Below are 13,135 nucleotides of genomic sequence, written 5' to 3' on the forward strand. Positions count from 1 at the left end.
TCATGCAGGATTACCTGATGACCCTGCTGGGTGGCCTGGCGATTACCCTGCAACTCACGGCATTCAGCCTGCTGCTCGGCGTGCTGATGGCGGCAGCAATGACCTGGGTGCTGGAGCGCCGCATTCCGGTGGCGACCCAGCTGGTGCAGCTGTGGGTGCTGATCTTCACCGGCACGCCGCTGTTGATCCAGATCTTCCTCATCTACTACGGGCCGGGCCAGTTTGCCTGGCTCAAAGAAGGGCCGCTCTGGCCGCTGCTCAAGCAGCCCTGGTTCTGCGCCGTGCTGGCGCTCGGCTTCAATACCGCCGCCTACTCCACCCGGCTGTTCAAGGGGGCGCTTGATGCCATCCCGGCCGGTGAGGTAGAGGCCTGCCGCGCGCTCGGTTTCTCCGCCAGCCAGACTTTGTGGATGAAGGTGCGTCACGCCGCCCGGCGGCTGGTACCCGCCTACTCCAACGAGGTGATCCTGGTGCTCAAGGGGAGTTCGCTCGCCAGTACCATTACCATCATGGATGTGATGGGGCTGGCTCAGCGTCTCAATGCCCAGACCTATGACACCCTGGCGGTGTTCACCGTGGCCGGTGCCCTCTACCTGACCATGAACGGATTGTTAACAATTGGTTTTCGTTGGTGTGAGCGCCGGGCGTTGGCCTTCCAGGGCTGAAGTCGGTAGATCTACCTATTAATGGTGAGTGGAAGTGCAGGAAATCTGTGCTTCCCCTCCAATTTTTTGCATTTTCCCCCATTTTTATTCGCCGCCTGTTTATTGGCTCACAGAACCTGTGATTACAACTGTTATCAGATTGTTTTTTAGGGGGGGATCCTTTAAGGTTGGGCGCACAACAAGAAACAACCTTAAACCTACGCTTAAACATGGAGTTGATCATGAAAGTTGCCGTTCTGGGTGCCGCCGGTGGCATCGGCCAAGCCCTCGCTCTGCTGTTGAAAAACCGTCTGCCTGCTGGTTCCGAATTGAGCCTGTATGACATCGCTCCGGTGACCCCGGGCGTGGCGGTCGATCTGAGCCATATCCCGACTGACGTGAAAGTAAAAGGTTTCTGCGGTGAAGATCCGAGCCCGGCTCTGGTCGGCGCCGATGTCGTGCTGATCTCCGCCGGCGTGGCTCGCAAGCCCGGCATGGATCGTTCCGACCTGTTCAACATCAACGCCGGCATCGTCAAGAATCTGGTGGAAAAGTGCGCCGCCTCTTGCCCGAAAGCGCTGATCGGCATCATCACCAACCCGGTCAACACCACGGTCGCCATCGCTGCCGAAGTACTGAAGAAAGCCGGTGTCTATGACAAGCGTCGCCTGTTCGGCGTCACCACCCTGGACGTGATCCGTGCCGAGACCTTCGTGGCCGAGGCCAAGGGTCTGAACGTCGACAAGGTGCGCGTCAACGTGATCGGTGGCCACAGTGGCGTGACCATTCTGCCGCTGCTCTCCCAGATCGAAGGTGCCAGCTTCACCACCGACGACGTGGCCGCCATGACCAAGCGTATCCAGAACGCCGGTACCGAAGTGGTGGAAGCCAAGGCCGGTGGCGGTTCCGCTACCCTCTCCATGGGCCAGGCTGCCTGCCGTTTCGGCCTGTCGCTCATCAAGGGTCTGCAGGGTGAAGCCAACGTCATCGAGTGCGCCTACGTGGAAGGTGACGGCAAACACGCCACCTTCTTCGCGCAGCCCATCCTGCTTGGCAAGAACGGTGTCGAAACCGTGCTGGACTACGGCAAGCTGAGCGCCTTCGAACAAGAGGCGATGGATGGCATGCTGGCCACTCTGAAAGCCGATATCCAGCTGGGTGTCGACTTCGTCAAGTAAGGTGTCCGGATGGACAGCAAGGGGAGCTTCGGCTCCCCTTTGTCGTTATGGTGGCGGATGCAGGCGGCGCCGGCCTAAGGGGATGCCACCGGCTGCCGATAACAGGGTGCTGCAGGAGATCCTTATGATGAAACCCATTACCCTTGTCGGCCTTCTCTGTTTGCTGATGCCCCCATTGCTGACGAGCCAAGCGCAGGGGGCCGAGCCTTCCGCCTCTGCCGCCGCCGCGACGAGCGGGGCCGTGGCCGCCTCCGCACCGGCCGGTACGCCGGCGCAGCCGGAGGCGGCGGTCCCATCTGCTGCGGCCGCTGTGCCGGCGGCTGCGGATACCACGGCTGCGCCATCGGCCAGCCCGGCGACGGCTGATGCACCGGCAGCGGCCCCCATTCCCGCTCCTGTCGCCACGGATAGCGGGCGCTCACCCAATAGCCGCCCCATGACCAGCACCCCGAGCAGCAGCAGCGGGCTGAATGTGGACAGCGGCACGCTGCAGGCGGTGCCGCTCTATCGCCAGGACGAGCTGCTCAACTGGATTGAGCAGGGGCGTCACCTGCAGCAGGTGAAGCAGGACAGGTGCCAGCTTACCCAGGATATCGAGGTGCGGGCCGAGGTGATGAAGGTGCCTGCCTATCAGTTTTTGTGGGGGGACATGCTGGCCTGGGGGGTCTGCATCAAGCCCAACGCGGAGCTGGGGGTCAAATTCATGTGGGAGGCGGCCAATCAGGGGTTGGCGCCGGCGCTGGAACAACTGGGCCGTTACTACTGGAAAGGCACGCTGGTGCAAAAGGATCTGCTCAAGGCCGAGACCCTGATGCGGGAGGCCGCCAGTCTGGGCTTCCAGCGGGCACAGATCGAATGGGTGGAGATGCTGCTGCAGGGAATGGGCAGCCCGCTCGACTATGAAGAGGCCTACCACTGGTTGCACAGTACGGTGATCGGCGACAAGGCGCTGCACCAGAAGGCGACCAGCCTGCTGAGCCGGCTCGGCAACCGGATGCCGGCCAACGCCATCGCCCGCGCCAAGGCGATGCACTGAGCCAAAAAAATGACCCACGGATCTGCATCCGTGGGCCGGGAGGAGCCGGCCGCCGTGCCGTGACAGGCTGGCCCCTCATCTGGTTATAGTGAGTAGCCCGCCTTACAGATCTTGGTGGGGACCAAAAACTTCGTAATGGAGCTGGCCGGCTGGAATGCCCGCCGCGATCAGCTGCTGCTTGACTGCCTGCATGAAGCCGACGGGACCACAGAAGTAGTAGTGGGCCTGCGGCGTGATGCGATCCTTAACGGCAACCAGATCCATGGTACCGGCAAAGTCGTACCCTTCGCCCTGGACATCACTGGCCTGCGGCTCCCGATACCAGACCCGGCTCAGCAGGTTGGCGTTCTGGCGGGACTTTTGCTGAATATCCTCCCTGAAGGCATGTACGGCACCCTGTTCACAGGCGTGCAGCCAGGTGATGTCGGCTTGATGGCCGTTCGCCAGCAGTTGGTTGAGCATGCTCATCATCGGCGTGATACCCACACCGGCCGAGAGCAGCACCACCGGGGTATGGCCATCGGCTTTCAGGTAGAAGTCGCCGGTGGGTGGCATCACCTCAATCTGGTCACCTGCTTGCAGATGATCGTGCAGCAGGTTGGAAACCTGACCCTGTGGCTCGCGCTTGACGCTGATGCGGTAGTGCTGGCCATTGGGCGCATCGGAGAGGGAGTACTGGCGGATCTCCTGATATTCCAGCTCGGGGTGGACCAGCTTGATGCTGAGGTACTGGCCCGGCTTGAAGTCCAGGACCGGCTTGCCATCCACCGGCGCCAGCAGGAAGGAGGTGATGAGTTCGCTCTCGACCCGCTTCTCCTTGATCAGGAAGGGGCGGGAACCCTGCCAGCCACCTGCCTGGCCCGCCTTCTCCTGATAAATCTCGCTCTCGCGGCCGATGAAGATGCTGGCGAGCACGCCATACGCCTTGCCCCAGGCATCCAGCACCTCGTCGGTGACCGCACTTCCACCCAATTCTTTGAGCGTGGCCAAGAGATGACTACCTACAATGTGATATTGTTCTGGTTGGATCAGGAAACCCGTGTGCTTGTGGGCGATACGCTCCACGGCCCCGGCCAGTGCCCCCAGGTTGTCGATGTTCTTGGCATAGGCCGCCACCGCATTGAACAGCGCAAGCGGCTGACCACCGCTGCGCTGGTGCGCCAGGTTGAAAATGTCCTTCAGTTCCGGGTTATGGCTGAACATGCGCTGGTAGAAGTGCTGGGTGAGCGCGGGGCCCGCCGATTCGAGCAAAGGGATGGTGCTTTTGATGACGGCGATGGTGGCTTGGTCTAACATAGGGGGGTCCTTGTTAATTGAACATCTAAAATGTCACTTAATAAGCTGCATCCTAGATGTTTATTTGATCTGAATCAATAATCAATTTCCGCGCGATGCGCCACAGGCACTATGAGACTAACTAGCTATACCGATTTTGGATTGAGAGCCCTGCTCTATCTGGCGACCCTGCCGGAGGGCGAATTGTCGAGCGTGGCCAAGGTCTCCGCCTTGTATGACGTCTCCCGCAATCACATGGTGAAGGTGGTGAACCAGCTGGTGAAACTGGGCTATCTGCAGTCCCAGCGCGGCAAGAATGGCGGGATCCGCATGGCCTGCGCGCCGGAGACCGTCAATATCGGTCAGGTGATCCGGGCGCTGGAAGGCAATCTTGACGGCATCGATTGCAATTCGCCGGCCTGCCACATCGTCTCGGTCTGTCTGCTGAAGAATGCCCTGAAGGAGGCGATGAACGCCTTTCTGGCGGTGATGGACAGCTATACCCTGCAAGACCTGCTGGCCAATCGCGACGAGCTGCAGAAGGTATTTGGCGAATTGATTCCGACTCTGGTGCTGGAGCCGGATGAAGAGAGCGAGTGAGCAAGAAAAAAGGCTGCCAGTGGCAGCCTTTTTTCAATCTTCAAAACCAGACTCGTTACGGTATAAATCAGGCATGATCCGTGCCATCTTCACCATGTTGTTCTCCACTTCCAGGATCTCGATGGGGTAGCCGGCCAGCCGCAAGCTGATGTTGGGCTGGGGGATCTCCTCCAGGTATTCCAGGATGGCGCCATTGAGCGTTCTCGGTCCGTCGATGGGCAGTTGCCAGCTCATCTCCTTGTTCAGCTCGCGGATGCTGGCCGAGCCCTCCACCAGGAAGGAGCCGTCCGGCTGGGGGTGGATCTCGTCGCTGGGTGCGGGGGTCATGGAGGTGGTGAAGTCGCCCACAATCTCTTCCAGAATGTCGTCCAGGGTGATCAACCCCTGAATGTCGCCGTACTCGTCAACGATGAGGCCGATCCGCTCCTTGTTGCGCTGGAACTTGGCCAGTTGCACGTTGAGCGGCGTTCCCTCCGGGATGAAGTAGATCTCGTCCACTTCCCGCAGCAGGCTCGACTTGTTGAACTGATCCCTGGCCATCAGCCGCAGTGCGTCGCGGGCGTGCAGAAAGCCCACCACGTCGTCTATGTTGTCGCGATAAAGCAGGATCTTGGTGTGGGCGCAGTGGGCCAGCTGGCGCAGTATGGTTTTCCAGTCATCGTTGATGTCGATGGCGTAGATCTCGCTGCGCGGCACCATGATGTGCTCCACCGTCATCTTGTCCAGATCCAGAATGCTGAGCAGCATCTCCTGATGGCGCTGGGGGATTAGGCTGCCGGCCTCGTTGACGATGGTGCGTAGCTCCTCGGTATTGAGGGCGTCATCCTTGCTGGGGTTGAGCCGCAGCAGCTTGAGCAGGCCGCTGGTGATGCCGTTGATCAGCCAGACCAGCGGCGAGAGCGGCACCATCAGTCCCTTGAGCACCCAGGAGGCCGGGTAGGCAATCTTCTCCGGGAACATGGCTGCCAGGGTCTTGGGGGTCACTTCACCAAACACCAGCACGATCAGGGTCAGGCCGAAGGTGGCGATGGCCACCCCGAGATCGCCGAAGACGCGGATACAGACGATGGTGGCGATGGCCGAGGCGAGGATGTTGACCAGGTTGTTGCCGATCAGGATCAGCCCCAGCAGGCGATCCGGGCGAGAGAGCAGCTTTTCTACCCGGCGGGCGGCCTTGTGTTTGGTCTGGGCCAGATGCCGCAACTTGTAGCGGTTGAGGGACATCATGCCGGTTTCGGAACTGGAGAAAAAAGCAGACAAGAGGATCAAGATAACGAGAACAATCAGCAATGTACTCGTTGAGATACTGTCCAAGAAGGGCTCCTGTGGGAGTGGGTGATAAAAAGGGTGGCGGTCAGCTCAACAAGACTTCTTTGACGAAGCGGCTGCCAAAATAGGCCAGGGTCAAAATGAAGCTGCCGATCAGGCTCAGGGTGATGACCTTGCGGCCGCGCCAGCCACGGGTATGGTGGCCCCACAGCAGCAGCACGTAGACGCACCAGGCCAGGATCGAGAGGATGGCCTTGTGGGATTTGCCCTGAGCGAACATGTCTTCGAGGAAGAACAGGCCGGAGGCAATGGAGAGGGTCAGCAGGAACAGACCCGCCGAGATGAGCTGGAACAGCCGCTTCTCCACCGTCATCAGGGGGGGCATGGCGGGCAGCTGGCTGATCTTGCGCGATTTCAGCTGCCGGTCCAGGCAGGCGAGCTGCAGCGCAAACAGGCAGGCGATCATCAATACCGAGTAGGCCATCAGCGCCAGACCAATGTGCAACAGCAGCTGGGGATGGGCCTCCAGATGGGTGATGTAGCGACCGGGAATGAGGGCGCTGGCGGCCAGCAGCAGGGCCGAGAAGCTGTAGACCACCGGCAGCAGGATCCAGCCGTTGAAGCGGCGGGTGACGCAGGTCATGAAGCAGCTGATGATGAGACTGACCAGCGATGCCACGTTGAGCATGCTCAGATTCTGGCCGGAGTGAGTCACCAGCACTTCGCCGGCCACGGCGGTGCCATGGGCGATCAGGGCCAGTCCGATGCAGGCAAACAGGGGGGCTTGTCCCACTGGTTTGGCACTGAGCAGCAGGTGCAGAGAGGCGATGATGGCCAGCAGATAGAACGCCAGGGCCAGAACAGAGATCACGATCATAACCGGGTCGTTGTCGAGCAAGCGATTGGGAATAGGAAGGGCAGTATACCTTGCACAAGATGTGCTCGCCAGTTGTGCTGCCGCCGATCCGCCCATATATAGGCAGCAGTCTGCCGCAGCGGCGCGCGCTAGAAGGCGCGCCGGCACCGGCCGAAATACCAGCCTGGGTTCATTGTGCCTGCCCTTTTGAGGGCAGGTCACCGTCGTGTGCGGCGAATAATCGTCCTCATTGCGCCGGCTGAGGTATAATGCCCCCATTTGTTACGCCAAGAACCGGAATGCGTCATGTTTGAGAATTTGACTGAACGACTCTCGCGCACCCTGCGCAATGTCAGCGGCCGTGGTCGTCTGACCGAAGAGAACATCAAAGAGACCTTGCGCGAAGTTCGCATGGCGCTGCTCGAGGCGGACGTCGCCCTGCCGGTGGTGCGTGACTTCGTGGCTCGCGTCAAGGAGCGGGCGGTTGGCCAGGAAGTGGCCAAGTCCCTGAGCCCGGGCCAGGCCTTCATCAAGATTGTGCATGGCGAACTGGTCTCGGTGATGGGGGAGGCCAACGAGCAGCTCAATCTGGCGGCCCAGCCACCGGCCATCATCCTGATGGCGGGTCTGCAGGGTGCCGGTAAAACCACCACGGTCGGCAAGCTGGCCAAGCTGCTCAAAGAGCGCAGCAAGAAAAAGGTGCTGGTAGTCAGTGCCGACGTCTATCGTCCGGCGGCGATCAAACAGCTGGAAACCCTGGCCAATGACATCGGTGTGGACTTCTTCCCGAGCGATGCCAGCCAGAAGCCGGTCGACATCGCCAATGCGGCCATCGATCAGGCGCGCAAGAAGTTCTATGACGTGGTGATCGTCGATACCGCCGGTCGCCTGCACGTCGACAGCGACATGATGGACGAGATCAAGCATCTCCACGCCACCATCAAGCCGGTCGAGACCCTGTTCGTGGTGGATGCCATGACCGGTCAGGATGCCGCCAACACCGCCAAGGCCTTCAACGAGGCGCTGCCGCTCACCGGCGTGATCCTCACCAAGGCGGACGGCGATGCCCGCGGTGGTGCCGCTCTGTCGGTGCGCCACATCACCGGCAAACCGGTCAAGTTCATCGGTATGGGCGAGAAGACCGATGCGCTGGAGCCGTTCCACCCGGATCGTCTGGCCTCCCGCATCCTCGGCATGGGCGACGTGCTCTCCCTCATCGAAGAGGTGGAGCGCAACGTCGATAAAGAGAAGGCGGCCAAGCTGGCCAGCAAGGTCAAGAGCGGCAAGGGCTTCGATCTGGAAGATTTCCGCGAGCAGCTGGCCCAGATGCGCAACATGGGCGGCATGATGGGGATGCTCGACAAGCTGCCGGGCATGTCCGGCCTGCCGGACAACATCAAGGATCAGATGGATGACAAGCTCACCGTGCGGATGGAGGCGATAATCAGCTCCATGACGCCCAAGGAGCGTGCCCATCCCGACCTCATCAAGGGCTCTCGCAAGCGTCGTATCGCCGCGGGTTCGGGTATGCAGGTGCAGGACGTGAACAAGCTGCTCAAGCAGTTCACTGAGATGCAGCGGATGATGAAGAAGATGTCCGGCAAGGGTGGCATGCGCAAGATGATGGGGCAGATGAAGAACATGCTGCCGCCGGGATTCGGTGGTGGCCGCGGCCCCTTCTGATTGCCGGTCGTCATGCACACGTCAAGGGCTCACCATGGGTGGGCCCTTTTCATGAGGCCGCTTGTGCAAAAAATGGCTGGCTTGGTTGCAATTATTACGAATCCAAGTAGAATTACGCGGCTTATTTTAAGCTAGGGTCCGCGTGTTTGCGGGCCTTGTTCATTAGATGTTAATGAGGACGATATGGTAACCATTCGTTTACAACGTGGTGGCGCGAAAAAGCGTCCGTTCTACCAGGTAGTAGTTGCTGACAGCCGTAACGCCCGTGACGGTCGTTTCATCGAGCGCGTTGGTTTCTTCAACCCGGTTGCTTCTGGTAACGCTGAAAAGCTGAACCTGGACCTGGCTCGCATCGAGCATTGGGTTGGTACTGGTGCCGCTGTTTCTGACCGCGTTGCCAAGCTGATCAAAGACGCTGCCAAAGCTGCTTAATCAGCCAAACGGTAAGGAGTTAAGGTGGAAAAACCTGTAGTTCTGGGCACCCTGGGTACCGTTTACGGCATCAAGGGCTGGCTTAAAGTGAACTCCTTCACCGATGTTGCCGAAGCGATTTTCGATTACAACCCCTGGCTGATCAATCAGAACGGGGTGTGGCGTGAAATTCAGGTTTCATCCTGGAAGCGTCACAACAAGGGTCTGATCTGCAAACTCGATGGTATCGACGTGCGCGAGGATGCCCTGGCATTGACCAATGTCGAGATTGGCGTAGCCGCCGATCTGTTGCCTGCGTTGCCTGAGGGCGAGTTCTACTGGCGTGACCTGATTGGTTGCTCGGTAGTGACCACCAAGGGATACGACCTGGGCAAGGTGACCGAATTGATGGAAACCGGCTCCAACGATGTGTTGGTGGTTGAGGCCAATGTAAAAGATGCCTTTGGTGCGAAGGAGCGGTTGATTCCGTTCCTGGAAGAGCAGGTGATCAAGAACATTGATCTGACTGCTCGAACAATCGAAGTTGATTGGGATCCTGGTTTCTAGTTTCTCGCGCTAACACGGGTGCCGGAGGTTTCTTATGTGGATTGGGGTGATTAGCCTCTTCCCTGAAATGTTCCGAGCCATTACCGAGCACGGGGTAACGGGTCGGGCCGTCAAGAGTGGCCTGCTGCAGATTGAGTGCTGGAACCCCCGGGACTTTACCCACGACAAACACCGTACGGTCGATGATCGTCCTTATGGTGGTGGGCCCGGCATGTTAATGATGGTTCAGCCGCTGCGTGACGCGATTCATGCAGCCAAGCAAGCGGCGGGAGACGGGGCGAAAGTCATCTATCTCTCTCCTCAGGGACGCAAGCTGACTCAAGCGGGCGTGACCGAGTTGGCGACGAATCAGAAACTGATTCTGGTCGCCGGTCGATACGAAGGTATCGATGAACGCGTGATACAAACCGAAGTCGACGAAGAGTGGTCTATCGGGGATTACGTGTTAAGTGGTGGCGAGTTGCCTGCCATGACCCTGATCGATGCGGTTTCGCGTCTGGTCCCTGGGGTTTTGGGCGATCAGGCCAGTGCCGAGCAGGACTCCTTCACGGATGGCCTGCTGGATCATCCCCACTACACTCGGCCGGAGTTGTTGGATGGATTGGCGGTACCAGAGGCGCTGACAAGCGGCAATCACGAAGTGATTCGGCGCTGGCGGCTCAAGCAATCGCTCGGACGAACCTGGCAGAGAAGGCCGGAACTTATTAACAACCTAGCTCTGACTGACGAGCAAGAATCACTTCTTGCCGAGTATGTCCGCGAAGTGCGTGACAGCGTTAAGTAGAGTTTTCAGTTTATCCTAGGTAAGGAAAGACAATGAGCAAGATTATTCAGCAGCTTGAACAAGAGCAACTGCGTACCGACATCCCGGCTTTTGCCCAGGGCGACACCGTACGTGTTCAAGTTCGTGTTAAAGAAGGTGGTAAAGAGCGTCTGCAGGCTTTCGAAGGCATCGTTATTGCCAAGCGTAACCGCGGTCTGCACTCTGCTTTCACCGTTCGCAAGATCTCCAACGGCGAAGGTGTTGAGCGTGTATTCCAGACTCACTCTCCGCTGATCCACAGTGTAGAACTGAAGCGTCGTGGTGATGTTCGCCGCGCCAAACTGTACTACCTGCGCAACCTGTCCGGCAAAGCTGCTCGTATCAAAGAGAAGCTCAACTAATTCGATTCGAATTGGTGTCGGTATGTCGGCGAAAAGCTCGACAGGTAGTGAAAAGGCTCGCCAATGGCGAGCCTTTTTTGTATCCGCTTTCGGGTGTGCCGGCTCAACCTGGCTGGCTGACCCGCACCACCGAGTTGTCGCGTCCGAAGGGACCGGGCACGTAGTCATCCGCCGCCCAGTCATTGTCGTAGTGGGTCTCCCCATTGGGTTGCACCAGCTGGTAGCAATACTCGAAATGAGCGGGACCGTCGGTCGGCAGATTGAGGGTGGTCTTGAACTCACCGCTCTTCATCCGCTTGAGCTCGATGGGTTGCCACTGGCTGAACTCCCCCAGCAACAGCACCTGCTCGGCCTCTCCTGCTGCCTCTTTTTCCACGGCAAAGGTCACCTTGACCTCGGGGCGGGACTTGAGAAATTGCTTGTTGATCGGCATGACGCCTCCTTGTCCTGATTGCGAAGAAATAGCTGCTGGCTATTTTTATATCACTTTATGACAAGGATGTTGATAACCGAGATCAAGCGGGCAGGGCAAAGTGGCGCTGCAGCAGCCCGTGGGTAAAGCCTATCTTGAGGTAAAAGCCGCGCGGCAGGGTCATGATCGGCTGGCCGTTGCGGCCGATGGCCCGGGTCAGTGCCTTGTTGTTGGCCGCCTTGGGGCGCAGTTGCAGCACCTGGCCGTGGCGGGCGCTGATCTGCTCCACTTCTCCCAGCACTATCATGTCCATCAGCTCTTCCCAGTCCTGGCGCAGCAGCCGCTCCTCCTCTTCATTCGGACTCCACAACAGCGGCATACCGATCCGGCGCTCACCGATGGGGATCTCGCGGCTGCCCTCCACCGGGATCCAGAGCACGCGAGAGAGCTTGTTGCGCACATTGGACTGTTCCCACTGCTGGCCGCTGACACCGATCAGCGGTGCCACGCAGACGAAGGTCGTCTCCAGCGGTTTGCCCTGAGGATCGATGGGGATCGTCTTGAGTTCGATGCCGAGATCCGGGAAGTCCTGTTCGGGTTTGCTGCCGGCGCTGGCCCCCAGCTGCCACTCGATCAGCTGACCAACCCAGCCCTTGTCACGACGCAGATCCGCCGGCACGGCGACGCCGGCCGTGGCGGCCAGCTGGGCCAGCGTGAAGCCCGCCATGGCATAGGCGCGGGCCAGCAATTCCTGCTCGGACTGGGGGTTGGTGGGCATGGGTCACTCCTGCAAAGGGGAATTATTCTAGCAACTCTGATCCTCGCTGAGGATCGCTGTTTTTATAACCGATCCTGGCAGGGGTATGCACAGGGGGGGCTGTTTTGTGAGTAAGTACTTATCATAATGATTTTAAACAAATTTGTCTCTATGTCGTCGGTCATTGACCGGCAGGATCCAGGCTCAAAATAGTTGTCCAAGGGTTTGCTCGCGCTGTTGCACACAGTTATCCACAGAAATCTTGGATAACTGCCGGCAAGTGCTAATAGTTGGCTCATTGTTACAAAAAAATGTGAAACAGCACCGATTTCAACGGCGATTCCAGCGCAGATAGTGTGCCACTCCTGTGGATAAAATAGCCGTGGTGGATCTTTGAACAGTCGAACTTGTTCACAATCGAGATCCCGGATCGCCAGCCGTGAAAGACATGGATCTTGATCCAGCATTGATTGTTTAACGTCATGTATTTAAATACATATTCTGTTTTTATCAACATGGGGTATGCTGTCGCCTGGTTTGGATCAGATAAATGAAACTACTGTATATACCTGCTTGCTCACAGGCTTATGCACAGTCTGGGTGGGCAACTTGGCTCAGTTGATCCTTGGATTTGTTTATAAGTCGGCTTGAAATTGAAAGTTATTCATGAGTGGGGGATCGCAGTCCCTGTTTGCTGCCACGAGGTGAATGTGGAACAATCCCCTTATAGATTCAGCCTTTATAAGGTGATCACGTGATAGATGGCGACGGGTTTCGTCCCAATGTCGGAATCGTGATCTGTAACCGTGACGGACAAGTATTGTGGGCTAAGCGCTATGGGCAGCACTCCTGGCAGTTTCCGCAGGGAGGGGTTGATGATGGTGAGACGCCGGAGCAGGCCATGTATCGTGAGCTGTATGAGGAGATAGGCCTCAAGCCCGAAGATGTGACCATCATGGCCACCAGTCGCAACTGGCTGAAGTACCGCTTGCCCAAACGCCTCGTTCGTTGGGACAGTTCACCGGTCTGTATTGGCCAAAAACAAAAATGGTTCTTGCTGCAGCTGGATCCGGGCAGGGAGTCCAGGATCCAGTTTGGCTGTCATGGTCATCCCGAGTTTGATGACTGGCGTTGGGTCAGCTTCTGGTATCCGGTCCGTCAGGTCGTCTCCTTCAAGCGGGAAGTCTATCGACGGGTAATGAAGGAGTTTGCCCCGCTGGCGATGCCGGTGCCGGCTGTTCAGGTCAACAAGAAGGATGGGCGGCGCAATCGCCCCCGTTAAG

At 58.5% G+C, this 13,135-nt stretch carries 15 protein-coding genes; 10 read left to right on the forward strand and 5 right to left on the reverse strand.

Going from position 1 to position 13,135, the window contains the following annotated elements:
* Positions 1-2 precede the first annotated feature (2 nt).
* From artM to C2U40_RS01405, 3 genes are all read left to right on the forward strand, one after another.
* Complete coding sequence (gene artM / locus C2U40_RS01395) at positions 3-665, forward strand: arginine ABC transporter permease ArtM (RefSeq protein WP_039214261.1); 663 nt, start codon at positions 3-5, stop codon at positions 663-665.
* 221 nt (positions 666-886) lie between these two features.
* Positions 887-1,822: a malate dehydrogenase gene (gene mdh / locus C2U40_RS01400; protein WP_103827823.1), complete on the forward strand. Its 936-nt coding sequence runs from the start codon at positions 887-889 to the stop codon at positions 1,820-1,822.
* 436 nt (positions 1,823-2,258) lie between these two features.
* Positions 2,259-2,858, forward strand: coding sequence for a tetratricopeptide repeat protein (locus tag C2U40_RS01405; protein ID WP_016349413.1), 600 nt, complete (start codon positions 2,259-2,261; stop codon positions 2,856-2,858).
* A 102-nt stretch (positions 2,859-2,960) separates the two neighbouring features.
* Here C2U40_RS01405 and hmpA read toward each other — a convergent pair whose 3' ends face one another.
* Positions 2,961-4,154, reverse strand: coding sequence for an NO-inducible flavohemoprotein (gene hmpA / locus C2U40_RS01410; RefSeq protein WP_103827821.1), 1,194 nt, complete (start codon positions 4,152-4,154; stop codon positions 2,961-2,963).
* Positions 4,155-4,265: 111 nt separating this feature from the next.
* Between hmpA and C2U40_RS01415 the strand changes: the two genes are divergently transcribed.
* Entirely contained in the window at positions 4,266-4,733 is a 468-nt protein-coding gene (locus C2U40_RS01415) for an Rrf2 family transcriptional regulator (RefSeq protein WP_085734215.1), read from the forward strand.
* Between the two features lie 33 nt (positions 4,734-4,766).
* On the opposite strand, the gene C2U40_RS01420 is transcribed toward C2U40_RS01415, so the two are convergent.
* Together C2U40_RS01420 and C2U40_RS01425 are read right to left on the reverse strand one after the other, a co-directional pair.
* Positions 4,767-6,047, reverse strand: a complete 1,281-nt coding sequence (locus tag C2U40_RS01420) for an HlyC/CorC family transporter (RefSeq protein ID WP_011704627.1) — start codon at positions 6,045-6,047, stop codon at positions 4,767-4,769.
* A gap of 40 nt (positions 6,048-6,087) precedes the next feature.
* Entirely contained in the window at positions 6,088-6,879 is a 792-nt protein-coding gene (locus tag C2U40_RS01425) for a cytochrome C assembly family protein (RefSeq protein WP_011704628.1), read from the reverse strand.
* A 285-nt stretch (positions 6,880-7,164) separates the two neighbouring features.
* Between C2U40_RS01425 and ffh the strand changes: the two genes are divergently transcribed.
* The 5 genes from ffh to rplS all read left to right on the forward strand — a co-directional run bounded on the left by ffh (position 7,165) and on the right by rplS (position 10,683).
* Positions 7,165-8,541: a signal recognition particle protein gene (gene ffh, locus C2U40_RS01430; protein WP_011704629.1), complete on the forward strand. Its 1,377-nt coding sequence runs from the start codon at positions 7,165-7,167 to the stop codon at positions 8,539-8,541.
* Between the two features lie 183 nt (positions 8,542-8,724).
* Entirely contained in the window at positions 8,725-8,973 is a 249-nt protein-coding gene (gene rpsP, locus C2U40_RS01435; RefSeq protein ID WP_005341383.1) for a 30S ribosomal protein S16, read from the forward strand.
* Between the two features lie 24 nt (positions 8,974-8,997).
* Positions 8,998-9,519: a ribosome maturation factor RimM gene (gene rimM, locus C2U40_RS01440; protein ID WP_011704630.1), complete on the forward strand. Its 522-nt coding sequence runs from the start codon at positions 8,998-9,000 to the stop codon at positions 9,517-9,519.
* A 34-nt stretch (positions 9,520-9,553) separates the two neighbouring features.
* Positions 9,554-10,303: a tRNA (guanosine(37)-N1)-methyltransferase TrmD gene (gene trmD, locus C2U40_RS01445; protein ID WP_011704631.1), complete on the forward strand. Its 750-nt coding sequence runs from the start codon at positions 9,554-9,556 to the stop codon at positions 10,301-10,303.
* 32 nt (positions 10,304-10,335) lie between these two features.
* Positions 10,336-10,683: a 50S ribosomal protein L19 gene (rplS, locus tag C2U40_RS01450; protein WP_005313505.1), complete on the forward strand. Its 348-nt coding sequence runs from the start codon at positions 10,336-10,338 to the stop codon at positions 10,681-10,683.
* A 103-nt stretch (positions 10,684-10,786) separates the two neighbouring features.
* On the opposite strand, the gene C2U40_RS01455 is transcribed toward rplS, so the two are convergent.
* Together C2U40_RS01455 and mutH are read right to left on the reverse strand one after the other, a co-directional pair.
* Positions 10,787-11,116: an isoamylase early set domain-containing protein gene (locus C2U40_RS01455; RefSeq protein WP_011704632.1), complete on the reverse strand. Its 330-nt coding sequence runs from the start codon at positions 11,114-11,116 to the stop codon at positions 10,787-10,789.
* Positions 11,117-11,198: 82 nt separating this feature from the next.
* Positions 11,199-11,873: a DNA mismatch repair endonuclease MutH gene (gene mutH / locus C2U40_RS01460; protein ID WP_103827820.1), complete on the reverse strand. Its 675-nt coding sequence runs from the start codon at positions 11,871-11,873 to the stop codon at positions 11,199-11,201.
* 733 nt (positions 11,874-12,606) lie between these two features.
* On the opposite strand from mutH, the gene rppH reads away from it, so the two are divergent.
* Complete coding sequence (rppH, locus tag C2U40_RS01470) at positions 12,607-13,134, forward strand: RNA pyrophosphohydrolase (RefSeq protein WP_011704634.1); 528 nt, start codon at positions 12,607-12,609, stop codon at positions 13,132-13,134.
* Position 13,135 lies beyond the last annotated feature (1 nt).

Source organism: Aeromonas sp. ASNIH4 (genome assembly GCF_002934425.1).
Classification (GTDB): domain Bacteria; phylum Pseudomonadota; class Gammaproteobacteria; order Enterobacterales; family Aeromonadaceae; genus Aeromonas; species Aeromonas hydrophila.